25 protein-coding genes are annotated in these 25,780 nt (G+C 47.3%); 21 read left to right on the forward strand and 4 right to left on the reverse strand.

Going from position 1 to position 25,780, the window contains the following annotated elements:
* On the forward strand, positions 1-729 hold a 729-nt coding region (locus ACMQ5W_RS03875; protein WP_419023547.1), incomplete at its 5' end, for a fumarylacetoacetate hydrolase family protein.
* A gap of 62 nt (positions 730-791) precedes the next feature.
* Here the strand turns inward: ACMQ5W_RS03875 and ACMQ5W_RS03880 are convergent.
* Entirely contained in the window at positions 792-1,343 is a 552-nt protein-coding gene (locus tag ACMQ5W_RS03880) for a metallophosphoesterase family protein (protein ID WP_419023549.1), read from the reverse strand.
* A 93-nt stretch (positions 1,344-1,436) separates the two neighbouring features.
* Between ACMQ5W_RS03880 and ACMQ5W_RS03885 the strand changes: the two genes are divergently transcribed.
* Positions 1,437-2,051 (forward strand): Fic family protein, encoded by a 615-nt coding sequence (locus tag ACMQ5W_RS03885; protein ID WP_419023551.1) that lies wholly within the window; start codon positions 1,437-1,439, stop codon positions 2,049-2,051.
* Between the two features lie 87 nt (positions 2,052-2,138).
* Here ACMQ5W_RS03885 and ACMQ5W_RS03890 read toward each other — a convergent pair whose 3' ends face one another.
* On the reverse strand, positions 2,139-2,378 hold the full coding sequence (locus tag ACMQ5W_RS03890) for a hypothetical protein (protein WP_148492262.1): 240 nt from the start codon (positions 2,376-2,378) through the stop codon (positions 2,139-2,141).
* Positions 2,379-2,578: 200 nt separating this feature from the next.
* Here ACMQ5W_RS03890 and ACMQ5W_RS03895 point away from each other — a divergent pair, with 200 nt between their 5' ends.
* From ACMQ5W_RS03895 to ACMQ5W_RS03920, 6 genes are all read left to right on the forward strand, one after another.
* Positions 2,579-3,814 carry an AI-2E family transporter gene (locus ACMQ5W_RS03895; protein ID WP_419023553.1) on the forward strand — a complete coding sequence of 412 codons (1,236 nt, stop codon included), beginning with the start codon at positions 2,579-2,581 and terminating at the stop codon, positions 3,812-3,814.
* On the forward strand, positions 3,815-4,687 hold the full coding sequence (murB, locus tag ACMQ5W_RS03900; protein ID WP_419023555.1) for a UDP-N-acetylmuramate dehydrogenase: 873 nt from the start codon (positions 3,815-3,817) through the stop codon (positions 4,685-4,687).
* On the forward strand, positions 4,674-5,411 hold the full coding sequence (locus ACMQ5W_RS03905; RefSeq protein WP_419023557.1) for a PHP domain-containing protein: 738 nt from the start codon (positions 4,674-4,676) through the stop codon (positions 5,409-5,411). The genes murB and ACMQ5W_RS03905 overlap by 14 nt, the downstream gene beginning before the upstream one ends.
* A 5-nt stretch (positions 5,412-5,416) precedes the next feature.
* On the forward strand, positions 5,417-6,277 hold the full coding sequence (rapZ, locus tag ACMQ5W_RS03910; protein ID WP_419023559.1) for an RNase adapter RapZ: 861 nt from the start codon (positions 5,417-5,419) through the stop codon (positions 6,275-6,277).
* An 87-nt stretch (positions 6,278-6,364) separates the two neighbouring features.
* Entirely contained in the window at positions 6,365-7,195 is an 831-nt protein-coding gene (locus tag ACMQ5W_RS03915) for a 3-keto-5-aminohexanoate cleavage protein (protein WP_148492264.1), read from the forward strand.
* Between the two features lie 279 nt (positions 7,196-7,474).
* Positions 7,475-8,653, forward strand: coding sequence for a M20 metallopeptidase family protein (locus ACMQ5W_RS03920; protein WP_419023561.1), 1,179 nt, complete (start codon positions 7,475-7,477; stop codon positions 8,651-8,653).
* Positions 8,654-8,694: 41 nt separating this feature from the next.
* On the opposite strand, the gene ACMQ5W_RS03925 is transcribed toward ACMQ5W_RS03920, so the two are convergent.
* Both ACMQ5W_RS03925 and ACMQ5W_RS03930 read right to left on the reverse strand, forming a co-directional pair.
* Positions 8,695-10,038, reverse strand: coding sequence for an MATE family efflux transporter (locus ACMQ5W_RS03925; RefSeq protein ID WP_419023563.1), 1,344 nt, complete (start codon positions 10,036-10,038; stop codon positions 8,695-8,697).
* Positions 10,019-10,465, reverse strand: a complete 447-nt coding sequence (locus tag ACMQ5W_RS03930; protein WP_419023565.1) for a MarR family winged helix-turn-helix transcriptional regulator — start codon at positions 10,463-10,465, stop codon at positions 10,019-10,021. Before ACMQ5W_RS03930 ends, ACMQ5W_RS03925 begins: the two co-directional genes overlap by 20 nt.
* Before the next feature lie 167 nt (positions 10,466-10,632).
* On the opposite strand from ACMQ5W_RS03930, the gene whiA reads away from it, so the two are divergent.
* The 13 genes from whiA to ACMQ5W_RS03995 all read left to right on the forward strand — a co-directional run bounded on the left by whiA (position 10,633) and on the right by ACMQ5W_RS03995 (position 25,723).
* Positions 10,633-11,574, forward strand: coding sequence for a DNA-binding protein WhiA (gene whiA, locus ACMQ5W_RS03935; protein WP_419023567.1), 942 nt, complete (start codon positions 10,633-10,635; stop codon positions 11,572-11,574).
* A gap of 39 nt (positions 11,575-11,613) precedes the next feature.
* On the forward strand, positions 11,614-12,984 hold the full coding sequence (gene nhaC, locus ACMQ5W_RS03940; RefSeq protein WP_419023569.1) for a Na+/H+ antiporter NhaC: 1,371 nt from the start codon (positions 11,614-11,616) through the stop codon (positions 12,982-12,984).
* A 161-nt stretch (positions 12,985-13,145) separates the two neighbouring features.
* Positions 13,146-15,251, forward strand: coding sequence for an efflux RND transporter permease subunit (locus ACMQ5W_RS03945; protein ID WP_419023571.1), 2,106 nt, complete (start codon positions 13,146-13,148; stop codon positions 15,249-15,251).
* The gene (locus ACMQ5W_RS03950; RefSeq protein ID WP_419023573.1) at positions 15,248-16,918 is read left to right on the forward strand and encodes a hypothetical protein; all 1,671 of its coding nucleotides are present in this window, start codon (positions 15,248-15,250) and stop codon (positions 16,916-16,918) included. Before ACMQ5W_RS03945 ends, ACMQ5W_RS03950 begins: the two co-directional genes overlap by 4 nt.
* Before the next feature lie 254 nt (positions 16,919-17,172).
* The gene (locus ACMQ5W_RS03955; RefSeq protein ID WP_148492270.1) at positions 17,173-17,499 is read left to right on the forward strand and encodes a hypothetical protein; all 327 of its coding nucleotides are present in this window, start codon (positions 17,173-17,175) and stop codon (positions 17,497-17,499) included.
* Positions 17,486-19,480: a V-type ATP synthase subunit I gene (locus tag ACMQ5W_RS03960; RefSeq protein WP_419023575.1), complete on the forward strand. Its 1,995-nt coding sequence runs from the start codon at positions 17,486-17,488 to the stop codon at positions 19,478-19,480. Before ACMQ5W_RS03955 ends, ACMQ5W_RS03960 begins: the two co-directional genes overlap by 14 nt.
* On the forward strand, positions 19,477-19,947 hold the full coding sequence (locus ACMQ5W_RS03965) for a V-type ATP synthase subunit K (protein ID WP_148492272.1): 471 nt from the start codon (positions 19,477-19,479) through the stop codon (positions 19,945-19,947). The genes ACMQ5W_RS03960 and ACMQ5W_RS03965 overlap by 4 nt, the downstream gene beginning before the upstream one ends.
* 15 nt (positions 19,948-19,962) lie before the next feature.
* Positions 19,963-20,544, forward strand: a complete 582-nt coding sequence (locus ACMQ5W_RS03970) for a V-type ATP synthase subunit E (RefSeq protein WP_148492273.1) — start codon at positions 19,963-19,965, stop codon at positions 20,542-20,544.
* A gap of 13 nt (positions 20,545-20,557) precedes the next feature.
* Positions 20,558-21,565 (forward strand): V-type ATPase subunit, encoded by a 1,008-nt coding sequence (locus ACMQ5W_RS03975; protein WP_148492274.1) that lies wholly within the window; start codon positions 20,558-20,560, stop codon positions 21,563-21,565.
* On the forward strand, positions 21,558-21,881 hold the full coding sequence (locus tag ACMQ5W_RS03980) for a V-type ATP synthase subunit F (RefSeq protein ID WP_148492275.1): 324 nt from the start codon (positions 21,558-21,560) through the stop codon (positions 21,879-21,881). Before ACMQ5W_RS03975 ends, ACMQ5W_RS03980 begins: the two co-directional genes overlap by 8 nt.
* Entirely contained in the window at positions 21,882-23,660 is a 1,779-nt protein-coding gene (locus ACMQ5W_RS03985) for a V-type ATP synthase subunit A (RefSeq protein ID WP_419023578.1), read from the forward strand.
* Positions 23,653-25,020, forward strand: coding sequence for a V-type ATP synthase subunit B (locus ACMQ5W_RS03990; protein WP_148492277.1), 1,368 nt, complete (start codon positions 23,653-23,655; stop codon positions 25,018-25,020). The genes ACMQ5W_RS03985 and ACMQ5W_RS03990 overlap by 8 nt, the downstream gene beginning before the upstream one ends.
* Positions 25,021-25,030: 10 nt before the next feature.
* Positions 25,031-25,723 carry a V-type ATP synthase subunit D gene (locus ACMQ5W_RS03995; protein ID WP_148492278.1) on the forward strand — a complete coding sequence of 231 codons (693 nt, stop codon included), beginning with the start codon at positions 25,031-25,033 and terminating at the stop codon, positions 25,721-25,723.
* The last annotated feature ends 57 nt before the right edge of the window (positions 25,724-25,780 follow it).

Here is a 25,780-nt window from a genome sequence, read left to right on the forward strand (position 1 = left end):
GAAGCGTTGGACGCTGATGCTGACCATAAGGGTATTCCTCTGGCAGAAGTACAACTGCTGGCTCCCATTACCAGACCGATTCATGACATTCTCTGCGTGGGCGTCAATTACAAGGAACACCTGGAAGAGACAAAACGGTGGCTGGGGGATGAACATTTTCAAAAACCACCGAAGTCAATCTATTTTTCCAAGCGTGCTGTGGCGATTATCGGACCGGAGGCGGAGATTGTAAGCCGGATGGATTTGGATGAAGAACTGGATTACGAGGTGGAACTTGCTGTTATCATCGGCAAGAAGTGCAAAGATGTAGCGCGTGAAGAGGCAGAGGATGTGATCTTTGGCTATTCTGTCTTCAACGATATCTCGGCGCGTACTTTGCAGAGGGAGCATCAGCAGTGGTCACGAGGCAAGGGGCTGGATACCTTTACCGCCATGGGGCCTGTCATTGTGACCAAGGACGAAATGCCGTTTCCCATTGAAGTTGATGTGATCAGTTCCGTGAACGGTGAAGAACGCCAGCATTCCAATACGGCGCTGTTTCTCAACGACATTCCTGGCATCATTGCAGACCTTTCGGCCGGCACGACGCTGGAACCGGGAGACATCATCGCTACAGGCACGCCCTCAGGTGTCGCCCTGGGCATGAAAGAACCGAAGTTCATGAAGCCAGGAGACTGTGTCACGGTTGAAATTCCTGAAATAGGAAAATTAACCAATTATGTGGTTTGATTTTAAGTAGCTTAGGCAAAAAACTAATTAGTTGTAAGTTGGTGTCTATAGAGAAATCCTTTTCAAAACCGATCACTGTAGTTGAGCAGGCCGCGGATGAAGCCCCCTTGAGACTTTTTCTTTTTCTGGCTGCCGCAGACGGTATCGTAGTAGACGATGTTGGCGTAGAAATCTTCTTCGGTACTGTGGAGAATGGCGTAGGAGCCGTTGCTGCCGTCTCTCGGATTAGTCAGGCTGCCGGGGTTGATCAGATATATACCGCCAAGCTCCTCGCACATGGGCACGTGGGTGTGTCCGAAACAGGCTGCGATACAATCGTTTTCTTCTGCAAGATAGAGCAGGTTGTTGTAATCATATCCTGCGCCTTCCAAATGCCCGTGGGTGATGAGCAAGTTCCCCGCCGGGGTCTCTACGATTTCTCTGTCGGGACGAGAGGCGCCGTCGCAGTTTCCCTTTACGCTGACCATAGGAACACCCAGGGTATCCTCAAGGGTATGCGCATCCTTTTGATGATCGCCGCAGTGGATGATCAAATCGATATGATTCAGTTTTTCATAGATTTCATAGACCTTGTCCAAAAGTCCGTGGGTATCGCTCAATAACAAAATTTTCATTGTCGGCCTCCATAAATATTTTATTAATTATAGCACAAATTATGGGTTTTGTGTTAGAATTCAAGTATGGATAAGGGTACACGCAGAGAAAAAATGAAAATAGAATGGGTGACCATGAACATGCGCTTGTCAGGCAGTCTGATGAACGGAGAAAAGGCGGCCAGAATTGCGGGTGGGGAATATGTATTGGATGCCACCCTGGAGGAGCACCTGATGGTAACTCGTCTGATGGACGTGCTTCCTCTGATGGAAAGCCTTTTAGACTTGCAGGAAGAGCTTTCTGTGCAGACACTGGACAAGTTTTATCAAAAGATTTCCGGCGGAGAAGAAGGAGAGTACAGGAGAAGTACGCCCGTATTGTTCCACCTGAGTTATAATCCTGTTCTGCCGCCAGAAATCGAGGGTGAGCTGCAGAAGCTGCTGCATCGCCTTCACGATGGACGGCTGCAGGATCCTTTGGCGCGGGCAGTTCACGTCCACAATCACTTAATCAGGATCTATCCTTACGACCAATATAGCGAAGTCATCGCCAGAGCCGCCATGGAATACGAGCTTTTATACAGCGGGCAGACCATGGTCTCATTGACACTGACAGAACGTGAATACAACGGTGCTTTGGCAGAGTTTTTGAAAAAGGGGACGGAGACTGTGATTTATGAGAACCTGCGCCTGAACAAGCTGATGCAGGACAGTCAAAATGACTGTTGAAGATGAAAAGACGAAAAAGAGAATTGGTCGCACTTGCCAATTCTCTTTTTACGATTTAAAATTATTCATTATTGAATTCCATTTTCCTTAGAAAGTACTTACGGCACCATTATAGAGTTTCAGTGTTACAGCACCCTCGTCTTTTCCGACTGATTTAACTTTTGTCAGAACATCGTCTGCCTTTACGTCTACTTCCTGACAAAGATAATCGATGACATGTTTGACACCTTCGTGATTTAACTCTTTTCCATTAACTGTGCTGACTTCACCGTTTTTCAGTCCTAATTCTAAATATGTCGGACAATCTACATGAATTGATTTTTGCATTTTCTGATCTCCCTTTGAATAAATATTTGAACGTTAAAATAATTATACGACTTTGTATGCAAAAGTCAAGGGGTTATTTATAAAAATTTGAAAAAATTTATGATTATACTAAAGGTAAATAATATGGTAAAAGTGACGTCTTTGTGGTAGTATAACATTAGAAAACGGTTGTTGTGCGGATAGACGATAGAGGTGTTTAGGTGAGAGAACGTTTTAAAAATGGATACGTAAAATTGGGAGTCACACTCTTTGCAGCAGGGGCGGCACTGATTGTGGTGTCAGAGATGGTCACCCATTTTGATGGATTGAGAGAAGATATTGATAGAGTGAATACGATCTTATCTCCTTTTATTTTCGGATTGGTCATGGCTTATCTGCTCTGCCCTGTGTATAATGCAGTGGTTCGCAGGTTGTATAAGCTGACCTGTGGGCGCTGGAAAACAAAGAAGGGTGCTCTGAAGTTCTGCCGCGTGGTGGCTACCATCATTTCACTGGTAGTCTTGATCGGTGTCGTGGGAGGACTTTTTGCTATGGTTCTGCCGGAAACGATCCGCAGCATTATCGGTCTGGTACAGGTCATGCCCGACCGACTTAACGATCTGATCAACTGGGCAGAGACCACTTTTACAGCGGAGAAATATCCTGAGGCGGCGGAAGCTTTCGAAAGTCTGGTGGCAAAGACGAGGGACAATTTTGTAGAGTGGACGCAGACCGAGTTTCTGCCAAAGCTTGGTATCTATATGACCCAGATTTCGCAGGGCGTCATCGTTACCCTCAAGACAGTATTGAATATCTTGATCGGCATCATCATCTGTGTATACTTTCTCAACAGCAAAGAGCTGTTCAAGGCGCAGACGAAAAAAATCATATCTGCGACGATGAATAAAGAGCGGTCTGATGCGGTTTTTGAATTTGCATATTTTACCAATAAAACTTTTGGCGGCTTTATCAACGGGAAACTGATCGACTCGGCGATTATCGGCGTTCTCTGTTTTATTTTGATGAGCGTCCTGAATCTGCCATATACGATATTGGTGAGCACAATCATCGGCGTGACGAATATTATCCCGTTCTTCGGTCCTTTTATCGGGGCAATTCCGTCAGCCATCATCATCTGTCTGGAAAGTCCCTTGCAGGCGATTTACTTTTTAATCATGGTTCTCGTTCTGCAGCAGTTTGATGGGAATATTCTCGGACCGAAGATTTTAGGCGGGACTACTGGTCTTGCCAGCTTCTGGGTGATGTTTGCAATCATCGTAGGAGGCGGGCTCTTTGGCTTTCTGGGAATGGTTCTGGGTGTACCGGTGTTTGCCGTGGTCTACTATTATTTCAGGAAGTTCATCAACAGGAGACTGGCTAAGAAAAATCTGCCCACATCGACGATTGAGTATGAGGATTTTAATAAATATGATATAAACAGGAAGGATGTATTGTAGATGGAGAGATTGCAAAATGTAGATATGAGAGAATTCACCTCTTTTAAAGCCGGGGGAAAGGCTCGCGAGATGGTGATTTTAGAAAGTGTAGAAGAACTCGCGGAAGTTCTGCAGGAAATTCATAGACTGCAGAAAAAATATATTGTTCTTGGCAATGGTTCTAATACCTTGATTAAGGATTCCGGATTTGACGGTGTTGTCGTCAAGTTGGGCGAAGCCTTTAACCGTGTCACTGTAGAGGGCGATAGACTGATTTGTGGTACGGGGGCACTGATGTCAGTGGTTGCGAAAGCGGCCTTGGCAGCGGATCTAACAGGCTTTGAATTTGCTAGTGGGATTCCGGGCAGCATCGGCGGGGCGATTTTTATGAATGCCGGCGCCTACGGCGGCGAGATGAAGGACATTGTAGAGAGCGTACGATTAGTGAGGAATGACGGCAGTAAAGTGGAAAGCATAAAGGCGGCAGACATGGAACTCTCCTATAGGCACAGTGTTTTGGAGGAGACCAGGGATGTGGCTGTGACGGTTACCTTAAAACTGAAGAAAGGAAACCACGACGAAATAGCTGCACAGATGGCGGATTTAACCAGACGCAGAAACGAAAAACAGCCGGTGCAGTATCCTAGCGCGGGCAGTTTCTTCAAGCGTCCGGAAGGATATTTTGCCGGGAAGCTGATTCAGGATGCCGGGCTCAAGGGGACATCTGTCGGAGGTGCGCAGGTTTCGGAGCTGCACAGCGGTTTTATCATCAACAGAGGCGGTGCTACCGCAACAGATATTATAGATTTGATGCATTTGGTACAGAATACTGTATATGATAAATTTGGGGTAAGACTGGAACCGGAGGTAAGAATTATTGGTGACGAAAGATAAATACAAGATGACCTTTGACTATCACACCCACACGACGTTTTCTCATGGCAAAGGATCTATTGAAGACAACGTGAAGGCTGCCATTGCGGCAGGCCTTACGGGTCTTGCTATTACAGATCATGGTCCCGGCCATCTGACCTATGGTGTAAAGCGCAGTGATTTTCCTGTGATGAGAGCGGAGATTGACAGACTGAAACCGCTCTATCCTCAGCTTTCCATCTATTTGGGCGTAGAAGCCAATGTCATTTCGACAGAGAACTATCTCGATGTGACAAAGGAAGAATTTGCAGACTTTGACTTTGTGCTGGGGGGTTATCACTACGGCATTCCTCACGGATACTGTGTGGGGAACTGGCTGGATGCCCACCATTTGTCACCGGATTTCTATGGAAAGAAACTGCTTGTAAAGAATACCGAGATGACCATCAAAGCGCTCTACGAGAACAATCTGAAAATCTTGACCCATCCGGGCGACAAGGGGCGTTTTGATATTGCTGCTATTGCCAAAGCCTGTGCGGAGACGGGAACGCTGATGGAAATCAGTACCTGGCATGCCCATCTGACGACGGAAGAAATCAAAATATCCGCTAAAACAGATGCGCAGTTTATCGTCAGCAGTGATGCCCACACGCCGGATCGGGTCGGCAGCTTTTGGGGCGGGGTCGAAAGAGCATTAGAAGCGGGATTGGATTTATCCCGCATTGTAAACATTGAGGAGATTTAGAATCTATGGAAAAGATGAAGGTAGTGATTGTTACTGGACTTTCTGGTGCAGGCAAAACCAATGCAGCAGATTGGTTTGAGGATCAGGGTTATTACTGTGTGGACAATATGCCGCCGGCTCTGATCAGGAACTTCATAGACCTGACCGTGTACTCCAACAAAAAAATCAACAAAGCCGCTTTTGTCGTCGATGTGCGGGGCGGCGAGTTTTTTACGGACCTCAGTGAGTGTTTAGACTATCTGGAGAAAAGTGAGGCTATCGAGTGCAAGGTATTATTTATCGAAGCCTCTGACGAGACTTTGATTAAACGATATAATGAAACCAGGCGGAATCATCCCCTTTCTGAAGGCTCCACAACCAGGGAGGTCATCGATAAGGAAAGGGACAAGCTGGCGGAGCTCCGCAGCAGAGCAAACTTTATTATAGACACCACCAATATGAAGGTGGCGGGATTTAAGCTGGAAATGGAGAAGCTCTTTGTGGGCATGGAACAAGAGAGCGCCTTTGCCATTAATGTCATCTCGTTTGGTTACAAAAACGGGATTCCGATGGAAACGGATATGATCTTTGATATGAGATTTATTCCCAACCCATATTACGTTCCCAGCCTGAAGAAACTGACGGGCAATAATAAAAAAGTCTTTCAATATGTGATGAAATATGACATTTCGCAGACCTTTGCGTCTCAGCTGCGAGTGATGATTAACACCATCGTGCCCTGTTACGTCAAAGAGGGAAAATACCATCTGAATATCGCTTTTGGCTGTACAGGCGGACAGCATCGTTCTGTGACCATGGCAAACAAGATGGCCGAAGTCTTTGAGGAAGACGGCTACAGAGTCACCCTTGAACACCGTGACCTTTAATGGTATAATGTCCTTTATAGAGGTATGCGTAGAGGTGCGCAAGAAAAGGTCATAATTAATGAAAAGTTAAATAAAAGGAGAAGACCAATGGACAAATTAATCATCAGTGCTTGTATTTGCGGAGCAGAGGTTACAAAAGAGCAGAATCCTAATGTTCCTTATACTGTAGAGGAAATCGTCAGAGAAGCGAAGTCTGCCTATGATGCAGGCGCAGCCTTGATTCATCTTCACGTAAGATGGGATGACGGCACACCGACCCAGAGCAAGGAAAGATTCCAAGAATGTGTTGATGCAATCAGAAAAGAGTGCCCAGACGTAATTATCCAGCCTTCCACTGGCGGCGCTGTAGGCATGACAGACCTAGAAAGATTAGAGTCAACAGACATCACGCCGACTCCGGAGATGGCAACCCTCGATTGTGGAACTTGCAACTTCGGTGGAGACGAGATTTTCACAAATACAGACACTACAATTGAAAACTTTGCTAGAATCATGAAAGAAAAGGGCATCAAGCCAGAGCTGGAAGTATTCGACAAGGGCATGATCGATACAGCGCTGAAAGTAGCGGACAGAAAAGGACTTTTAGTTCATCCGATGCACTTCGACTTTGTATTGGGCGTTCAGATGACTGCCACGATCAGAGACCTGGTGTTCATGGCTGAGTCCATTCCTGCTGGTTCCACTTGGACTGCGACTGGTCTTGGTAAGAATGCATGGCATATTGCTGCTGCGACAATCAGCTTGGGCGGACATGTCAGAGTTGGTTTTGAAGACAACCTTTATATGGAAAAGGGTGTTCTTGCAGAGAGCAACGGACAGATGGTAGCGAAGGCAGTTGAAATTGCGAAACTGCTCGGTAGAGAAATCGCAACACCAGACGAAGCGAGAGAAATCCTCAGCCTGCCGCCAAGAAAATAATTGAATACATAGTGACCTAACAGGGAGCCCACGCACATCTGACTACAGTACCAGACGCACGTGGGCTCCTTTTCTATACTTATATTTCTTTATCATTACATAAAATCATACTCACAACTGTCTGCATGTCAAGATAAAGTTAAAAATGCGAAGGGTGGGCGACTGACAGTATCGGCAACACCCGCCAACTAGAACAGGAAATATTGACTTTTGTTCTGCAGCTCATTAAAATGGAAGAAGACGCAAATCATGATATTGGTTACAGAAAGGAGTCGTCTTATGGACTTAACAAATATAATCGAGAACACTTGTGCCGAAGTGGTTGAAATCTACCGCCATCTCCACATGCATCCGGAATTATCGGAACAGGAAAAAGAGACTGCAGATTACATCTGTCAGACTCTCGATGCTCACAATATCCCGTACCAACGAAATATTGCGGGCCACGGCATTAGTGCCCTGGTCAAAGGCAGCGGCTCTGGCTGCATCGGCATTCGGGCAGATATCGACGCTCTGGCAATCAGCGAGACGACGGAGGTCCCTTACGCTTCAGTAAATCCTGGCGTTATGCACGCCTGCGGTCACGATATGCATGCGGCGATTTTGCTGGGGACGGGAATTGTACTCAGTGAAATTGCAGACCAGCTGCCAGGCAGTGTCAAACTGATCTTTCAGCCGGCAGAGGAAACTACAGGCGGCGCTCATCAGATGATTGAAGCAGGCGTTTTACAGCAGCCAGATGTATCGGCTATGATCGGTCTTCACGTTGATCCCGCCTTTGAAACAGGTTCTATCATCATGCGAAAAGGGGCGATGAATGCGGCGGTGAATGATTTTACAATGCAGATAAAAGGTCAGCAGTGCCACGGCGCTCAGCCGGAAAGAGGTATTGATCCCATCGTCGTGGCTGCCGATATGATTATGACTTTACAGACGGTGGCAACCCGCTTTACGGCGGCTACCAACCCGGTGGTGGTATCTATCGGCAGCATTCACGGTGGAAGCGGCTGCAATATTATCCCGGGTGAGGTGACCATGCAGGGAACGCTCCGTGCTGTCAGCAAGGAAACGCTTACGGCAATCCAGAAACGCGTTGAACAAATCGCTGCCGGCACGGCCGCTACGTATGGCGCTTCTGTAGAATTTTCTTGGATGGAAACCCCTTTCCCTCCACTGATCAATGATGACAAGGTGATAGATATCGTTGAACAGGCTGCGAAGGATGTGCAATTTGTCGTCCATCCTATGCCAGAGACCAGTATGGGGGCCGATGACTTTGCTTTTTTCACAGAAGCCGTGCCGGGGGCTTATTTTAATCTCGGCTGTGCGCCAAAAGGAACCAAGCTGTCGCCGCTTCACAATGGAAATTTCATCGGTGATGAAAAGGCGCTTTCTGCCGGTATGAAGATTGAACTCCAGACAGTGCTGGCCTTGTTAGACAAATATAGTAATGTGTAGATTGTACAACAAACGAACATCTGTCATAACCAGATTTGTGTTCAGCCGCTTTGACTTGGGACGTAACCGTAGTGCCTTTTTCTGATGAGAAAAAAACACGCCACAATCAACCCCAGTGCCTCTGCAACGGGTACGGCAATCCAGATACCGATCTCACCGAGGACATTAGGTAAAATGAGAATTGCCCCTACGATAAAGACAAAGGTTCTGGAAAAGGATATCACTGCGGAGGTTTTGCCGTCGGAGAAGGCAGTGAACATAGCGGAGGCGAAGATGCCCAGACCCATGATGATAAACGCTAGAGAATACAAAGAAAATCCGTGAAGCGTAATATCAAAGACGCGGCTGTCTGGAGATGTAAAAATCACTAATGACTTGGACACTGTCAGATGTATGAGTACATTTGACAGTGCCGTACTGATGATCAAAAAGAGGATGCTGCTTTTAAAGATTTCCTGCAGCTGTCTCTGATCTCTGTTTCCGTATTTATAACTGATGATTGGAGCGATTCCATTGGAATAGCCAAAATACAGCGCAGTAAAAATATACTGGAAATACAGGATGATTGTGATTGAGGCAACGCCGTCCTCGCCATAGAACTGCAGGAACGTGTAGTTGAACAAAAAGGTGGTCGCCGCGTTAGCCAGGTTGGTCACCATTTCTGAAGAACCATTTGTGCATGAACGAAGCAGCACTTTTGCATCAAACCGGGGTTTGACGAAGTGCAGCGGACTACTTTTGGCAGTACAGAAAAAGAGCAGCCCCGAGAGGGCGGGGATACAATAGCCCAGTCCTGTAGCCGTCGCAGCACCAGCGATTCCCATGTCCAGAACTGCCATAAAGAAATAGTCCAGCAAAATGTTCACTGCGCCGGCTGCCAGTGTCAAGATCAGGCCCAGCGTCGGCTTTCCGGCTGTAACCAGAAAGGTCTGAAACGCTGTCTGTAGAAAGAAGGCCGGTGCAAAGGCAAACAGGATTCGGGCATAGGTGACGCACGGCTGCGCCTGCAGAGGACTTGCCCCTAACAATACAACGATGTCCTCAACAAACAGAGTGCCCAAAACAGCAACGCCGATTCCGATTAAGATTTCTATGGAGATGAGAAAACTCATATTTTGCTGCGCTTCCCGCAGCTTTCCTTCACCCAGCTTTCTGGCGATGATGGCACTGCCCCCTGTGGCAATCATTATGGCGGCAGCCATTTCAAAACTGATGGCAGGATAGACCATGTTTGCGGCCGAGAGAGCAGTCGTACCCAGCAGGCGCGCGATAAATATTCCATCGACGATGATATACATGGACAGGCTGACCATCATGATCACATTGGGAACTGCAAAGGAAAGCAGAGAGGCAAAGGTGTATTGTTTAGCCAGTGTGTGGTCCATTTTCTAACTCCTCCTTTAATAATTCATAGTAGTCGGCATTGCATCTGATCAACTGCTCCCTCTGTTTTTCTCCTAATTTTTCCATGGCCGCTTCTTCCATCCTATGAAGGGGAGCCAAGATGGAATCTGCAAATGCTTGGCCGCTTTCAGTAAAGGATAGGCGGCGTTCCCGCTTGTTCTCTTTACTGGTTGTTATGGCGATATACCCTTTTTTCTCAAAGTCCAGCAAGATTCCATGCACGGTCTGTTTTGGCAAAGCCCACCAGGCACAGATTTGCTTTTGTGTGCATGTCGTATAGTCGTCTAAGGTATAAAGGACGACGAGAGCATTGTAGTTTAAATCGTGTTTCTTTGCCCACGTCCTGTATAAATCCAGTGTTCCGCTCAGTGCGGCGTTCACCTGTTTAATTTGGTCACGAATATTCATAGTGTCCTCCTTTAGATAAAATAGTACGGATTCGTACCATTTGTAGTATAGTACGGATTCGTACTATTTGTCAAGGTGTTTTTTTGAACAGGACTAGAGACACTGCCTGTTGTTTTTACTTTGATTTTCACGTATACTAGAAGTGAGTTACGAGAGGAGTTGGAGAGATGTCATTTGCGACGGAGACAAAAAACGAACTGGCCAGAGTGGAGCCGGAAAAAAAGTGCTGCCAGCTGGCAGAAATTTCGGGCTTTTTGAGGGTTTCAGGCAGCCTGCGACTGGCAGGAGGCGGCAAGTTCAAAATTGTTATCACGACAGAAAATCCGGCCGTGGCCAGACATTATAAAAAGCTGATTAAAGAGTATTTTCAGGTAGATACGGAGCTGGAGATCGGGGAGGGGGCAGGGCCGAAGAAGGGGCGAGCCTACCTTTTGACCATAGATCCTGACATGAGGAGTGAACAGATTCTCAGGGAGGCAGGAATACTCCTCGTAAGAGAGGGTAACAACTATATCTCTGACGGTATTTACAGTGACTTGATCAAGACCAAGTGTTGCCGAAAATCTTATCTCAGAGGTATTTTCATGGGGTCGGGAAGCATCAGCGATCCAGAAAAGAGCTATCATCTGGAGATTGTCTGCGGCAGCAGGAATCTGGCCAATGATTTGAAAAAGATGATTAACACCTTTGTGGATTTGTCGGCCAAAATCGTAGAACGCAAAAACCATTATGTCGTATATATGAAGAATTCGGAATATATCTGCGATACCTTGGCTATCATGGGTGCACATTCCCAGATGCTGGAGCTAGAAAACGTAAAAATAAAAAAAGAACTTGTCAACGAGACGGTGAGAATCACCAATTGTGACAATGCCAATACAGACAGGACGTTAGATGCCTCACAGAGACAGCTGGAGAGCATCAAAAAGATTCAAGAACGGAAAGGTCTCGGATGCCTGCCGGAAAAGCTGCGGGCTGTCGCAGAGCTGCGCCTGGAATATCCAGAAGCCAGTTTGGTGCAGCTGGCAGAGATGATGGACCCTCCGATGAAAAAGTCTGGAATCAACAACCGCTTTCGAAAAATCCAAGAGATTGCAGAAAAGCTATAGAAGACCAGGAAGCAAATGGGGTGCAGCGAAGGTGACCTTATGAACGCAGAAAAAAACAAGATACAATTTTATAAACCCCTCATAACCGTGATTTTTATGGTGATCGTGATGTTTACGTCCATGGTATATTATCAGGCTGATCCGCAGATACCGCTGATGTTTGGCTGTCTGGTTGCGGGCCTTGTAGCGGTTTGGATGGGTTTTACGTGGGAGAAGATATTAGAAGGCGCGTTGAAAGGCATCAGCCAATCGCTGGAAGCGATTTTGATCCTGCTGCTCATCGGTGTCCTTGTCGGCGTATGGATTGCCTGCGGCACGGTGCCGGCAATGATTTATTATGGATTGAAGATGATATCTGCCAGGTATTTTTTGCCTACTGCCATGATGATCTGTGTCATTGTGGCGTTCGCTATAGGCTCTTGGGGAACCATAGGCACGGTAGGCCTGGCCTTTATGGGCATGGGAACAGCGCTGCATATTTCGGCACCTGTGGTGGCGGGCTGCATCGTATCAGGCGCCTATATGGGCGAGGTGATTTCTCCGCTGTCCGATGCCACAAATCTGACCGCCGCTGTAGTGGGTGAGAACGTCTTTCAGATTGTACGCAGGATGGCAAAGCCAGCTATCATCGCCTTCGGCATAACGATGGTCTGCTATTTTGTCATTGGCAGACAGTATACAGGTGGAACAGAAACGCAGCTGGGCAGTGATATCGGATCTCTGCTTGACAGTATCAAGGGACAATTCTCTATTTCACCCTTTGAACTGCTGCCGATGGCCTTGATGGCAGCGTGCATCTTACTGAAGTTTCCCGCCATACCATCCATGCTTGCAGGCATCTTGTGCGGTCTGCTTGAGGCGCTCTTTCTGCAGCAGATAGAAATCAGTCAAATATTGAACGTCAGCTATAATGGATTCATCTGTGAAAGCGGGGATCCTTTGGTAGACGACCTGCTTTCGGCAGGGGGCATGAACGAAATGCTCTATTCCATTTCAATTATCATCATCGCTATGAGTTTTGGCGGTATCATGCAGCATACGGAACAAATTGAGACCTTGCTCAATCCTCTGATCAGAAGGATTCAATCAAAGGGGAGTCTGACCCTGGTCACGGTCTTGTCCTGCATCAGCATGAATGTGATTTTGCCGGATCAATACCTGGGGATTTCGCTGCCGGGACAGATGTATGAAAAAACATACGCAGATAGAAATATCGACCGATCCGATTTGGCGATGACGCTGCTGGGCGGAGGCGCAGTAACTTCACCCTTGGTACCATGGAATACGTGCGGTATCTACGTGATGACAATTCTAAGTGTTCCGGCGGTTTCCTACGGACCCTATGCTTTCTACAGTATCCTCCTGCCGTTGACAGTGATTGTCTTGGGCTATATACATAAGAAACACTAATACTCTGAAAAATTATACACGAGTATGAAATTGACCAAAAATTACACAATGTGAGCACGGTGCAACAAATTTATGCACCGTGCTTTTTTTGATTATTTATCTGTGCTCTCTGTCGCGTTACAATCTCTTACAGTAGTTAGTTAGAAGGGAGAGACGACAATATGGACAGATTTTCTGCGGCAGTAGTCAAACATAGAAAAATCATTTTGATCGTATGCGTCTTGCTGCTGGTACCATCAGTATTCGGTATGCTGGGCACTAGGATCAATTACGATATGCTAACATATCTGCCGAAAAACTTAGATACGGTGAAAGGTCAAGATATCCTGATGGACGATTACGGGAAAGGTGCATTTTCGATTATCGTCGTCCAGGATAAGACGCCGGCAGAAACAGCGGCAATCAAAAACAAAATTGAAAAGGTAGATCATGTGGATTCAGTCATCTGGTACAACACCTTGCTGAGCACTGATGTGCCGATGGAAATCATTCCTGACAAGTATTACGAGGCATTTAATAAAGATGGAGGAACTTTGATGGCGGTGTTCTTTGATTCCTCCACTTCAGCGGATGAGACGATTGAGGCGATCGGAGAAATCAGACAGCTGTCTGGCAATGACTCCTATGTGACAGGGATGTCGGCCTTGGTCAAGGATCTGAAAGACCTCTGTGAACAAGAGGAGCCACATTACGTAGGTCTGGCGGTCATCTGTGCAGTCATTGCTATGATGATTCTGTTGGACTCCTGGATGATTCCGGTCATCTTCCTGGCCAGCATCGGTATGGCCATCATGTACAACCTGGGAACGAATATTTTCTTAGGTGAAATTTCCTACATTACAAAGGCGCTGTCGGCGGTATTGCAGCTGGCAGTCACCATGGATTATTCCATCTTCTTGTGGCACAGCTTTGAAGAAGAGCAGGCGATACAAGGAGATAAAGAACTGGCAATGGCAACCGCCATTAAACATACCATCAGTTCCGTCATCGGAAGTTCCGTTACTACCATCGCCGGATTTATTGCACTCTGTTTCATGAGTTTTACCTTAGGCAAGGATCTAGGGATAGTCATGGCAAAGGGAGTCGTCTTCGGCGTCATCGGATGCGTGACCACGCTGCCGGCACTGATTTTGGTCTTCGATAACATCATTGAAAAGACGAGACACCGGTCTATCATACCGGACATGAAGAAGCTTTCCCGGTTCGTGGTGAAGAAGAGTCCGATTTTTATAGCAATTTTTCTGATCATATTAGGACCTGCGATTTACGGTTATAACAATACAAACATATATTATGACATGGCAGGGGCGCTGCCGAAGGATATGAACTATGTCGTATCCAACAACAAGCTGATGGATCAGTTTGACGTAGGCAACGCGCATATGCTCCTGGTCGATAAAAATATGAACAAAGCCGACGTTCAGGCGATGGTCGGTGAACTGGAAGAGGTCAAAGGCGTCAAAGCTGCTTTAGCTATGGACTCTTTGGTGGGAACGCAGATACCTGATGAGATCTTCCCAGATGAGGTAAAGTCAACTCTGAAGAGTGGCAAATATCAGTTGATGCTGGTGATGAGCGAATACAGGACGGCCAGCAAAGAAGTGAACAGGCAGATTACAGCCATGAATAAAATCGTCAAGTCTTATGATGACGAGGGTATGGTTATCGGTGAAGCGGCCTGCACCAAGGACTTGATGAAGACGACGAATCGCGACTTCGCCATCGTCAGCGCGATATCCATAGTATTGATCTTCATCATCATCGCCCTGGTATTGAAGTCAGGCAGCTTACCGGTAATCCTGGTTGCGACCATTTACTTTGCAATCTTCATCAACCTGGGTCTGCCATATTACACAGGTACCTGGCTGCCGTTTATCGCACCGATCTGTCTGTCGACCATACAATTAGGCGCGACAGTGGATTATGCGATTTTGATGACCACCAGATACAAGAGAGAAAGACTGGCTGGATGTGGTCGGGACGAAGCGGTCATTACGGCGCTTTCCACCTCGATTCCGTCGGTCGTCGTCAGCGCTCTGGGCTTCTTCGCAGCGACCTTTGGCGTCTCCGTCTACTCTGAACTGGATATCATCAGCTCCATGTGCAGCCTGATGGCCAGAGGTGCTTTCGTCAGCATGCTGGCAGTCATTTTCATTCTGCCGGCATTCTTGAAACTATTTGATGGACTGATCATCAAAACGACAGGTGGCCTGAGAGGAGCATTTAAAACTAAAAAAGTGAAGAGAGAAGAGGTAATAGAGGCATGAAAAAATATATGAAGGGTGATAAGAAATTGAAAGCGCTTGTGCTGACCTTAATTGTGGCTTTGATCGCATTGGGCGGCGTCAGCATTACGTCCTTTGCTGATCAGGGCGCAAAGTCAAAGGATGTGAACGATGGGATTAAGACCACATCGAAGACGGCGGCAAACGACGAGACCGTGTATCTGCTCACTGATGCAGACGGCAGAGAACATCAGAGGATTGTCAGTGAAAAGGGCACACTCCACTATGACGGTTATGAAAATGACAATTTGCCCGTGACGATGAAAATCAGTTATACCCTGGACGGTAAAGCAATCACACCGGAAAATTTGGCCGGCAAAGACGGCCGCGTGGTGATGCACATCAATTACACCAACCATCAGAAGTCCGGCAGTGTCTATGTTCCGTTCATGGCCGTGACAGGGATGATTTTAGATAATGAATATTTTTCCAATATAAAAGTTATTAACGGCAAGACGGTAGATGATGGAAATCGGAACATCGTCGTAGGTTACAGTTTCCCTGGCATGCAGGAAAGCCTGGGGCTTTCAAAGAGTCAGCTGGATGTGCCGGAAAGCATTACGGTTTCAGCAGATGTGAAAAATTTCCAAATCGAAACCATCTATACATTTCTGACCAGTGACGTTTTCGCTGAGATGAACATCGACCAAAATGCAGACCTTTCTGACCTGAGCGGACAGCTGGATAAACTGAAGGACGGCGCCAGCGAGCTGATCAAAGGCACCACGCAGCTGTATGACGGCACGCAGAAGCTGCAGGACGGGGCAAAGAAATTGACAGCTGGCACAGATACGCTGAAGACAGGAACAGAAGATTTATATGCGGGAACAAAAGATTTGAAAAGCGGTGCGGCAAAACTGACAACTGGAACGAATAATTTAAAGACAGGCGCAGATACTCTATATAACGGCACCACGCAGCTGAAGACAGGCGCTTCTGATTTGTCAAATGGTCTGACGCAGATTTCTGCAAGCAGCGCATCCATCAACAACGGTGCAAAGCAGGTAGTTGAAAGCGTGCTGCAGACAGCCAGCAGCAGTCTGCAGGCGGCAGGAATGAATGTCACACTGACGACAGAGAATTATGCACAGGTTCTGAATCAGGCTATTGCAGCCAGCCAGGGGGATATGGCAAAACAGCTGACCGGTTTAAAGGCTGAAATCGACAACGTGATGACGTTTTATAAAGGAGTATTGACATATACAGCGGGAGTTGACTCTGCAGCCCAGGGCGCAAAACAGCTTCCCGGCAGTGTAGACGCACTGGCAGCCGGCGCCAAGCAGATCTCTGACGGTGCCAGCGCTTTAAAGACCGGGCAGACGCAGCTGGCAGCCGGTATTGACAAATTGAACGGCGGTGCAGAGCAGCTGTTTGAAGGCACAAGTCAACTGCGCAGTAAGGAAAATGAACTGGTCAGTGGAATCAACCAATTGAATGCAGGTGCGAAAAAGCTTTCAGAAGGGGTAGACCAGATGGCAAAAGAAGGCCTCGCAAAGTTAGCGAAGCTATCGGATGGCGATCTTGCAGGCGTATTTGACAAAATCAACGCGCTGGAAAACGCAGCGAAGAGTTACAAAGCATTTGGCAGCAAAGGAAATTATGACACCGTGAAATTCATCTTTAAAGCAGATGCAATTTCTCCCAAATAATACTAACTAGCTGAGAGGAGACGGGCGGCTAAACCCGTCTCCTTTTGCATATAATACATGATATCTTAGACAAAGAGAGACACATATGAAATATAATTGTATAACTATGATATTGAATTCTAGGGTATCAAAAGTATACAGTATTAGTCTCGTTAACTTTTAAACTATGATTGTTTAGCAGAATAAATTGGGGTATAATTACCATGAGGAAAATTTTAATTTTTCTCAAAATTCGGACGGGAGGTGAAGAAACAGTGTTTGTTGAAGAACTTACAAAGATAAAAGAAAGTGAAAACTACGCTGACGAGCTTCAGAGAAAGGCAAAAGCAGATTCAAAGCAGGCTTTGGCAGAAGCGAGAACCAAGGCAGACAAAATTGCCACAGATGCCGAGAACCGTGCAAAGGACATTTACGATTCTTTGATGAAAGAGGGGCAGGCGAAATCAGATGAGCAGTATCGTTTGTTTTTAGAAAAGACGAAAAATGAATGCGAAGCTATGATTGAAAAAGCTAAAAACAATGAAAATAAGGCTATTGAATTCATTGCAGAAAGGATTGTGAGGTCAAGTGTCAATAATTAAAATGAAAAAAGTGGCTGTCATAGGCCTTGACACTGTGAAAGAAGAACTCATATCAGAATTGATGGAAGCTGGCGTGATACAGATTACGGACCAGGGACAGAGGATTACAGAAGAGGAGACATGGAAAGACCTGGGGGTAAAGGACGGGGATGACAACAAAGTGACTTCTCTGGATGCCGAAATCAATCGGGTGTCTCTGGCACTGGAGACACTGGAAAAATACAGTGTGGAAAAGAGTCCGCTGTTCAAGACGAGAAGAGCCATGAAAAAGGCTGAATTCGCGAAGACGCTGGAAGGACGGGAAAAAATTTATGGTGACATAGATTATATTCTCGGTCTCAACGATCAGATTCACAAACTGCGGGAACTGGTGAACAAGAAGAACGCAGATCTGAGCGCGATCAATCCGTGGGTCATTTACGATCTGCCTTTAGAGATTGATGAGACCAGGTACACAAATATCAACCTGGGCGTCGTTCCATCAACTGTAGATGTGGGGAAACTTACGGAACGTGTCAGCGAAGGCCGGCAGGCAGTCGAGCTGCGTGAGATCGATCGGGACAGGGATTTGATCTATCTGATTGTCATCACTATGAAGGACGATCAGGAAGAGGTGATGACCATCCTCAAACAGTATGGTTATACGCCGACACCGTTCAAGGACTTTGTCGGTACCGCGGCCGTAAACCGGGAGCGGATTATCAAAGAAATTGAGGAAACAGAAGCCCGCTGCAGCCAGGTAGAAAAAGAAATCAGCACTCTGTACAAGTTAAAATATGGTATTGAGTGCGTGTACGATCAGATGGTCATCGAAAGAGACCGGGAGAGGGTCAAAGGCAGGCTGCTCAAGACCAAACGTACTTTCAACCTGGAAGGATGGGTACCTGAACCGGCCATGGAGGTCGTGGACAAGATACTCGACCGCAACCAGTGCTGTTTTGCCTACAGGGACCCGCAAGACGGCGACGAGGTGCCGGTACTGACTCAGAACAACAGCGTGGTCTACCCATTTGAATCCATCACGGAGATGTATTCTCTGCCGGATTACAGAGGTGTGGATCCGACCAAATATTTTGCATTCTTTTACGCCATGTTCTTTGGCATCATGCTCAGTGATGCAGGATATGGAATCGTCATCGCCCTGGCATGTTTCATCGTGCTGCGGAAGTTCGCACTGGAAGGCATGACTTATAAGATGATCAAAATGTTCTTCTATTGCGGGTTATCCACCATACTTTGGGGTGCCTTATTCGGCGGTTGGTTCGGAGACTTCTTCCAGGTGGCTGCAAGAGTCATCTTCGGCAAGGAGATTACCATACCGGCTCTGTGGTTCAATCCGATTGAAGATCCGACCAGACTCTTAATCTGGTCTCTCGTATTCGGTGTCATCCACATCTTCTTGGGTATGGCCATCAAAGCGGGTATGCTGATTAAAGATGGCAAATGGCTTGATGCTGTCTTCGACGTCTTCTCCTGGTATTTAGTCATACTGGGTGCGGCCATGTGGCTGGGCGGAAGTTCCATATCAGAAGCCCTGGTAAAGCCGGGCATGTTTATGGCTATCGCGGGAGCGGCGATTCTGCTGCTGACCGGTGGAAGAAACAAAAAAGGCTTCGGAAAAGTCATCGGAGGCTTCAGTTCTCTATATGATATTACAAGTTATCTGTCGGATATCCTATCCTATGCCAGACTGCTGGCTCTGGGCCTTGCAACGGGTGTTATCGCTCAGGTAGTAAACCTGATGGGTTCCCTTGCAGGAGGAGGTGTTTTCGGTGCACTGGTACTGCTTTTTGCATTTGTAGTAGGCCACACCTTTAACCTGGCTATCAACGCATTGGGCGCATTCGTGCATTCGAGCAGATTGCAATATATCGAATTCTTTGGCAAGTTCTATGAGGACGGCGGCGAGGAATTCGAACCATTTAGAAAAAATACAAAATATGTCAGACTGACAAATGACACAGACGGAGGTAAAAAATGATTACTGGAAATGTTATGGCACTGATAGGTGCAGCAGTTGCAGCTTTAGCTGGTATAGGAAGTGCGATGGGTGTTGGAATCGCAGGTCAGGCAGCGGCCGGCGTTTTAGCGGAGGACCCGAAGAAGTTCGGTAAGACTCTGATTCTGCAGGCTCTGCCAGGAACGCAGGGCATCTACGGCCTGCTGATGGCCTTCCTGATCTTCGTAAAGATCGGCCTGTTTGGCGGCAACATGATAGAATTGACCATGACGCAGGGCTTATATATCTTTGCATCTGGTCTGCCAATCGGCTTAGTAGGAATCTGGTCCGCTATTTCACAGGGAAAAACTGCTGCTGCTGGTATCATGCTGATGGGCAAGAGACCAGATCAGATGGTAAAAGGAATCATATATGCGGCAATGGTTGAGACTTATGCGATTTTCGCACTGCTGGTTTCAATTTTGATGCTGTTCAACCTGGGACTGTAATGAAGGAGCAAAACAATGAGCATAGAGAAGATTACATCAAAGATCGTCAGTGACGCAGAAAGCACAGCACAGGTCACCTTGGACGAAGCGAAAGCTGAGTGTGATGCAATCCTTGCCAGAGCAGACTCCGAAGCAGAAAAAGTTCTCAAAGAGGCCCAGGAGCGCGGTCAGAGTGAGAAAGAAAAATTGATCAGCAGAAGAAAGGCAGTGGCCGACATCGATGGAAGGAAGATCATTCTGGAAGAAAAGCAGAAGCTGATCGCAGAATGTTTTGATGAGGCCATCGAACGAATTTCCTCTATGAAAAAAGAGGAATACGTCACTTTTCTCGTTGGGCTGGTGAAAAAGACCGGCGAAACCGAAGGGCAGCTCATCCTGAACGAGAGGGATGCCGCGTCTGTGGGGACGGATTTGGTCAACGTATTATCAAAGGAGCTTGCAGACAGCAAGATTACATTATCAAAAGAGACGAAGAACATCAAAGGCGGATTTTTACTGAAAAAAGGCTCCATATATATTAACGGAACCGTAGAGGCCCTCGTCGAAGAGGCGAAGGAAGATCTGGTAGGAGAAGTTGCCGCCCAGTTGTTCCAGTAAGGAGATAGAGTCTATGGCAAAGCGTAAAACAGAAGAATACACCTTTGCAGATGCATATATAGGAAGTTTCACAAGGAACCTGATGAATTGGCAGGACATGATGAGACTGGCCTCGTGCAAAGATTTGGACGCCGCAGAAGCAGTTCTGCAGGAGTTTGGATACGGCGAAGCCAAAGAACTTCACGAGGGCGATGTGGAAGCTTTTATCAGAAGGGAGCAGAACAAACACTTTAATCTGATCTACGATACCCTTCCGGATAGAAAAGAGCTGGCGCTCTGTCTGTTTCCTTATGACTATCATAATGTCAAAGTCTGTCTGAAGTCAGAGTTTCTCGGCATTACGCCAGACGATACTTATCTGGTTTCCACAGGGGATATCGACTGGATGAAGGTGGTGGCCATGGTCAGGGACAGAAACTACATGTTTATGCCTGTCAATATGAAGCATGCCATCATCGAAGCGACAGACCTCTTCGGCAGAGGGGGCGATCCTCAGGAGATTGATATCATCTTGGATAAGGCATGCTATAAGGATATGCTGAAAGCGGCAGAAGAGACGGGCGAGGACTTCCTGATCGGAATTGTAAAACTTCAGATAGACATTCTTAATTTGAAGACGTTTGTCAGGCTGAGACAGATCGAAAAACCTTGGTCTTTTTTCCAGAAGGTATTTTTGGAAGGAGGCAATATCAGTGAACAATTCTTTATAGCAAGCTATGAGGAACCCTTTGCACAGATTGCAGATAAGCTGGCTGTCTATGGGCTGAAAGAGGCCATGGCAGAAGGCGGCAAGGATATCAAAGAGACGGGAGATTTCAACCTCTTTGAGAAACTGTGTGACAACAAGATGATGGAATATAACAAGAAGGCCAAGTATGAAACCTTCGGCATTGTTCCTATCGCAGGATACTGGTATGCAAAGGAACTGGAAATTGATAATCTGAGGATTATCCTGACCGGGATTTTGATCGGTTCATCGGCGGAGCAAATCAGTGAAAGATTGAGGGAGCCATATGTATAAAATAGGTGTAATAGGCGAGAGGGACTCCGTCCTTGGCTTTAAAGCCGTGGGACTGGATGTGCACCCTTGCAGCCAAAGTGATGAAGCAAAGAAGATCCTTCACGAATTGGCAAAGGACGAATACGCGATTATCTATATCACGGAAGGTCTGGCTGCTGAGATGGAGAAGGATATCGATAAATACAAGGACTACAGACTTCCAGCGATTATTCCGATCCCCGGTAAAGAAGGGGCTTCGGGTACAGGGATGGACAGTGTCAGAAAGTCCGTCGAGCGTGCTGTGGGAGCAGACATACTATTTGGAGGTGAAAAGTAGATGAGTCAGGGAAAAATCGTTAAGGTATCAGGACCACTGGTCGTCGCATCTGGCATGGAAGACGCTGATATGTTCGACGTTGTGCGCGTAGGTGATCTTGGACTGATTGGCGAAATTATAGAAATGAGAGGCGACATGGCCTCCATCCAGGTATATGAGGAAACGGCCGGTATCGGACCCGGCGCTCCGGTCGTATCCACCGGTGCGCAGCTTTCTGTAGAGTTGGGACCTGGACTGATAGAAACCATGTACGATGGCATTCAGAGACCACTGGAAGCCATGAGAGCACAGGTTGGCTCCAATATCACAAGAGGTATCAACGTACCAGCTCTCGATAGAGAGAAGAAATGGAAATTTGAACCTGCTGTGAAAGCGGGAGACAGTGTGGAGGCCGGCGATATCATCGGTACGGTACAGGAAACTGTCGTAGTAGAGCAGAAAATCATGGTGCCTTATGGAATCAAGGGTACAATTGAAAACATCCAAGCAGGCGAATTTACCGTGGAAGAGGTGGTCTGCAGTGTAAAGAAAGAGGACGGATCCATAGCGGATCTGACCATGATGCAGAAATGGCCGGTCAGACGAGGCCGTCCGTATAAAGAGAAGTTAGTGCCTGAAATGCCGCTGATTACAGGACAGCGTGTCATCGATACTCTGTTTCCGATTGCAAAGGGCGGTGTAGCAGCCATTCCGGGACCTTTTGGTTCAGGAAAGACGGTGACCCAGCATCAGCTGGCAAAATGGGCAGACGCGGATATCGTGGTCTATATCGGCTGCGGTGAGCGTGGCAATGAGATGACCGACGTACTGATGGAATTCCCGGAACTGAAGGACCCTCGTTCTGGCGAGTCTCTGATGAAGAGGACCGTATTGATTGCCAATACCTCCGACATGCCAGTAGCTGCCCGTGAAGCGTCCATCTATACTGGTATTACAATTGCAGAATATTTCAGAGATATGGGTTATTCCGTCGCTTTGATGGCAGACTCTACCTCCAGATGGGCAGAAGCCCTGCGTGAGATGAGCGGCCGTCTGGAGGAGATGCCTGGTGAAGAAGGATATCCGGCCTATCTGGGTTCCAGACTGGCGCAGTTCTACGAAAGAGCAGGCCGTGTTGTTTCACTGGGAGCAAATGGAAGAGTAGGCGCACTGTCGGCGATCGGTGCCGTATCCCCTCCAGGAGGAGATATTTCCGAGCCGGTATCCCAGGCGACCCTTCGTATCGTAAAGGTGTTCTGGTGTTTGGACTCGTCTCTGGCATATAAGAGACATTTCCCAGCCATCAACTGGCTGCAGAGTTACTCTCTTTACATCGATAGACTGACCAAGTGGTATGAAGAGAACGTGAGCAAAGAATTTCCGCAGCTGCGCAGCCAGGCTTTGGTCCTGCTGCAGGAGGAAGCAGAATTGGACGAAATTGTACAGCTAGTCGGCGTGGACGCACTGTCCTTCGAAGACCGAATCAAGCTGGAGGCGTGCAAATCCATCCGTGAGGACTATCTGCATCAGAACTCTTTCCACGAAATCGATACCTATTCTTCACTGAATAAGCAGTTCAAGATGCTGAAGCTGATCATAGCCTACTACAATCTGGCAAAGGATGCCATCGGCAAAGGCGCTCCCTTTAACCAGGTGGCAGGTATGGCGGTGAGAGAGACCATCGGCAGATTTAAATATGTGGAAGAAGAAAAAATTGATACAGCATATGAAGAAACACTCGATGAAATGAAAAAGGAAATTGCAGATTTGATCAGTAAGGAGGCTGAGGACGATGATTAAGGAATATAAGACAATATCAGAAGTTGCAGGTCCTCTGATGCTTGTCAAAAATGTGGAAGGTGTCACTTACGACGAACTGGGAGAAATCATTCTCCCCAGTGGAGAGAAAAGGCTCTGCAAAGTCCTTGAGATAAACGGCAGCGATGCCCTGGTACAGCTCTTTGAGAGCTCCGCCGGCATCAACCTGAAAGAGAGCTCTGTCAAATTCTTAGGCAAAGGTACCCAGCTTGGCGTATCGCCGGAAATGCTGGGCAGAGTCTTTGACGGTATGGGAAGACCGATGGACGGAGGTCCGGACATCATCGCCGTGAAGAAGATGGATACCAACGGATTGCCGATGAACCCGGCAGCCAGAGACTATCCTGCTGAGTTTATCCAGACCGGCGTATCAGCCATCGACGGATTGAACACTTTGGTAAGAGGACAGAAGCTGCCGATTTTCTCTGGCTCCGGTCTGCCTCATGCGGAACTGGCGGCGCAGATCGCACGTCAGGCTAAGGTTATCGGCGGAGAAAGCAATTTTGCCGTCGTTTTCGCAGCGATCGGTATCACCTATGAAGAAGCGGATTTCTTTGCGTCGGACTTCAGACGCACAGGTGCCATCGACAGAACCGTCATGTTCATGAATCTGGCCAACGACCCGGCAGTAGAACGTATCGCAACGCCGCGTATGGCGCTGACTGCAGCAGAATATCTGGCCTTTGACCTGGGCATGCACGTTTTGGTCATTTTGACGGATATTACCAACTACGCAGAAGCACTCCGTGAAGTATCTGCTGCCCGTAAAGAAGTTCCGGGACGCCGCGGCTATCCTGGCTACCTTTATACAGACCTTGCGACCATGTATGAGAGAGCAGGCAGGAAGAGAGACACGGATGGTTCCATCACCATGATCCCGATTCTGACCATGCCGGAAGACGATAAGACCCATCCGATTCCTGACTTGACTGGATATATCACAGAAGGACAGATCATACTTTCTCGTGAACTGTTCAGAAAGGGCATCAAACCGCCAATTGACGTACTGCCTTCTCTATCCCGTCTAAAGGATAAGGGTATCGGCAAGGGCAAGACGAGAGAAGATCACGCTGACACTATGAATCAGCTTTTCGCAGCCTATGCCCGCGGTAAAGAGTGTCTGGAACTGATGACCATTCTCGGTGAGGCGGCGCTGACGGACATCGACCTGATGTACGCAAAATTCAGTCAGCAGTTCGAAAAGCAGTATGTAAATCAAGGCTATGAGACGGATCGAAGCATTGAAGATACATTGAACTTAGGATGGGAGCTGCTGAAGCTGCTTCCGAAGAGTGAACTCAAGAGAATCAGAGACGAGTATATCGAGAAATATTTAGGGTAGGTGAGTTTCTATGGCAGAAAGAATGAATGTAAATCCTACCAGGATGATGCTCACTTCGCTGAAAAAGCGTCTGAAGACGGCAACCCGCGGGCACAAGCTGATGAAGGATAAGCGCGACGAACTGATGAAGAACTTCCTGGAGCTGGCTAGAGAAAACGGCAGACTCCGACAGGAAGTGGAGAAACGTCTCGCTAAGGTCTACAAGAACTTCACCGTGGCCAGCGCCATCATGAGCCAGGAAGTCATGGAGGAATCTTTGATGTTCCCGAAGCAGGGTGTAATATTGGACGTCGGCAACAAAAACATCATGAGTGTAGACGTACCGGTCTTTACCTTTAAGACTACAGCAGAAGATCCGACCAACATTTTCCCCTATGGTTTTGCCCGTACATCTGGTGAACTGGATAACGCCATCTCCGAATTGGCTGACTTATTCCCGATGCTGCTGGATTTGGCCGCAAAGGAAAAAGAGACAGCGCTGCTGGCTGCGGAGCTGGAAAAGACCCGGCGCCGCGTCAACGCTTTGGAGTATGTCATGATTCCGCAGCTTGAGATGACCATCAAGTATATCACCATGAAACTGGATGAAAACGAGCGTGGGAATCAGACCAGGCTGATGAAGGTCAAAGACATGATGCTGAAAGAAGCAATCGAAGAAAAGCGAGAGCACGATGAAGAAGCGATGGAACGCTTCGCAAAATAATGTTCTAAAATACCTTGAAAGATTGAGAAGAGCTGCTTCGGTTGAAGCGGCTCTTTT

It is taken from the genome of Emergencia sp. (assembly GCF_048465375.1).
In the GTDB taxonomy this organism is placed as follows: domain Bacteria; phylum Bacillota; class Clostridia; order Peptostreptococcales; family Anaerovoracaceae; genus Senimuribacter.

Excerpts from the sequence above, each read along its gene's own strand:
- ACMQ5W_RS03950 (WP_419023573.1), top strand. The coding sequence starts at position 15,248 with ATGAAAAAATATATGAAGGGTGATAAGAAATTGAAAGCGCTTGTGCTG.
- ACMQ5W_RS03915 (WP_148492264.1), top strand. The coding sequence starts at position 6,365 with ATGGACAAATTAATCATCAGTGCTTGTATTTGCGGAGCAGAGGTTACA.
- ACMQ5W_RS03890 (WP_148492262.1), bottom strand. The coding sequence starts at position 2,378 with ATGCAAAAATCAATTCATGTAGATTGTCCGACATATTTAGAATTAGGA.
- ACMQ5W_RS03930 (WP_419023565.1), bottom strand. The coding sequence starts at position 10,465 with ATGAATATTCGTGACCAAATTAAACAGGTGAACGCCGCACTGAGCGGA.
- ACMQ5W_RS03880 (WP_419023549.1), bottom strand. The coding sequence starts at position 1,343 with ATGAAAATTTTGTTATTGAGCGATACCCACGGACTTTTGGACAAGGTC.
- ACMQ5W_RS03975 (WP_148492274.1), top strand. The coding sequence starts at position 20,558 with ATGGCAAAGCGTAAAACAGAAGAATACACCTTTGCAGATGCATATATA.
- ACMQ5W_RS03965 (WP_148492272.1), top strand. The coding sequence starts at position 19,477 with ATGATTACTGGAAATGTTATGGCACTGATAGGTGCAGCAGTTGCAGCT.
- ACMQ5W_RS03920 (WP_419023561.1), top strand. The coding sequence starts at position 7,475 with ATGGACTTAACAAATATAATCGAGAACACTTGTGCCGAAGTGGTTGAA.
- ACMQ5W_RS03945 (WP_419023571.1), top strand. The coding sequence starts at position 13,146 with ATGGACAGATTTTCTGCGGCAGTAGTCAAACATAGAAAAATCATTTTG.
- nhaC (WP_419023569.1), top strand. The coding sequence starts at position 11,614 with ATGAACGCAGAAAAAAACAAGATACAATTTTATAAACCCCTCATAACC.
- ACMQ5W_RS03980 (WP_148492275.1), top strand. The coding sequence starts at position 21,558 with ATGTATAAAATAGGTGTAATAGGCGAGAGGGACTCCGTCCTTGGCTTT.
- ACMQ5W_RS03995 (WP_148492278.1), top strand. The coding sequence starts at position 25,031 with ATGGCAGAAAGAATGAATGTAAATCCTACCAGGATGATGCTCACTTCG.
- ACMQ5W_RS03885 (WP_419023551.1), top strand. The coding sequence starts at position 1,437 with ATGAAAATAGAATGGGTGACCATGAACATGCGCTTGTCAGGCAGTCTG.
- murB (WP_419023555.1), top strand. The coding sequence starts at position 3,815 with ATGGAGAGATTGCAAAATGTAGATATGAGAGAATTCACCTCTTTTAAA.
- ACMQ5W_RS03925 (WP_419023563.1), bottom strand. The coding sequence starts at position 10,038 with ATGGACCACACACTGGCTAAACAATACACCTTTGCCTCTCTGCTTTCC.
- whiA (WP_419023567.1), top strand. The coding sequence starts at position 10,633 with ATGTCATTTGCGACGGAGACAAAAAACGAACTGGCCAGAGTGGAGCCG.
- ACMQ5W_RS03985 (WP_419023578.1), top strand. The coding sequence starts at position 21,882 with ATGAGTCAGGGAAAAATCGTTAAGGTATCAGGACCACTGGTCGTCGCA.
- ACMQ5W_RS03970 (WP_148492273.1), top strand. The coding sequence starts at position 19,963 with ATGAGCATAGAGAAGATTACATCAAAGATCGTCAGTGACGCAGAAAGC.
- rapZ (WP_419023559.1), top strand. The coding sequence starts at position 5,417 with ATGGAAAAGATGAAGGTAGTGATTGTTACTGGACTTTCTGGTGCAGGC.
- ACMQ5W_RS03990 (WP_148492277.1), top strand. The coding sequence starts at position 23,653 with ATGATTAAGGAATATAAGACAATATCAGAAGTTGCAGGTCCTCTGATG.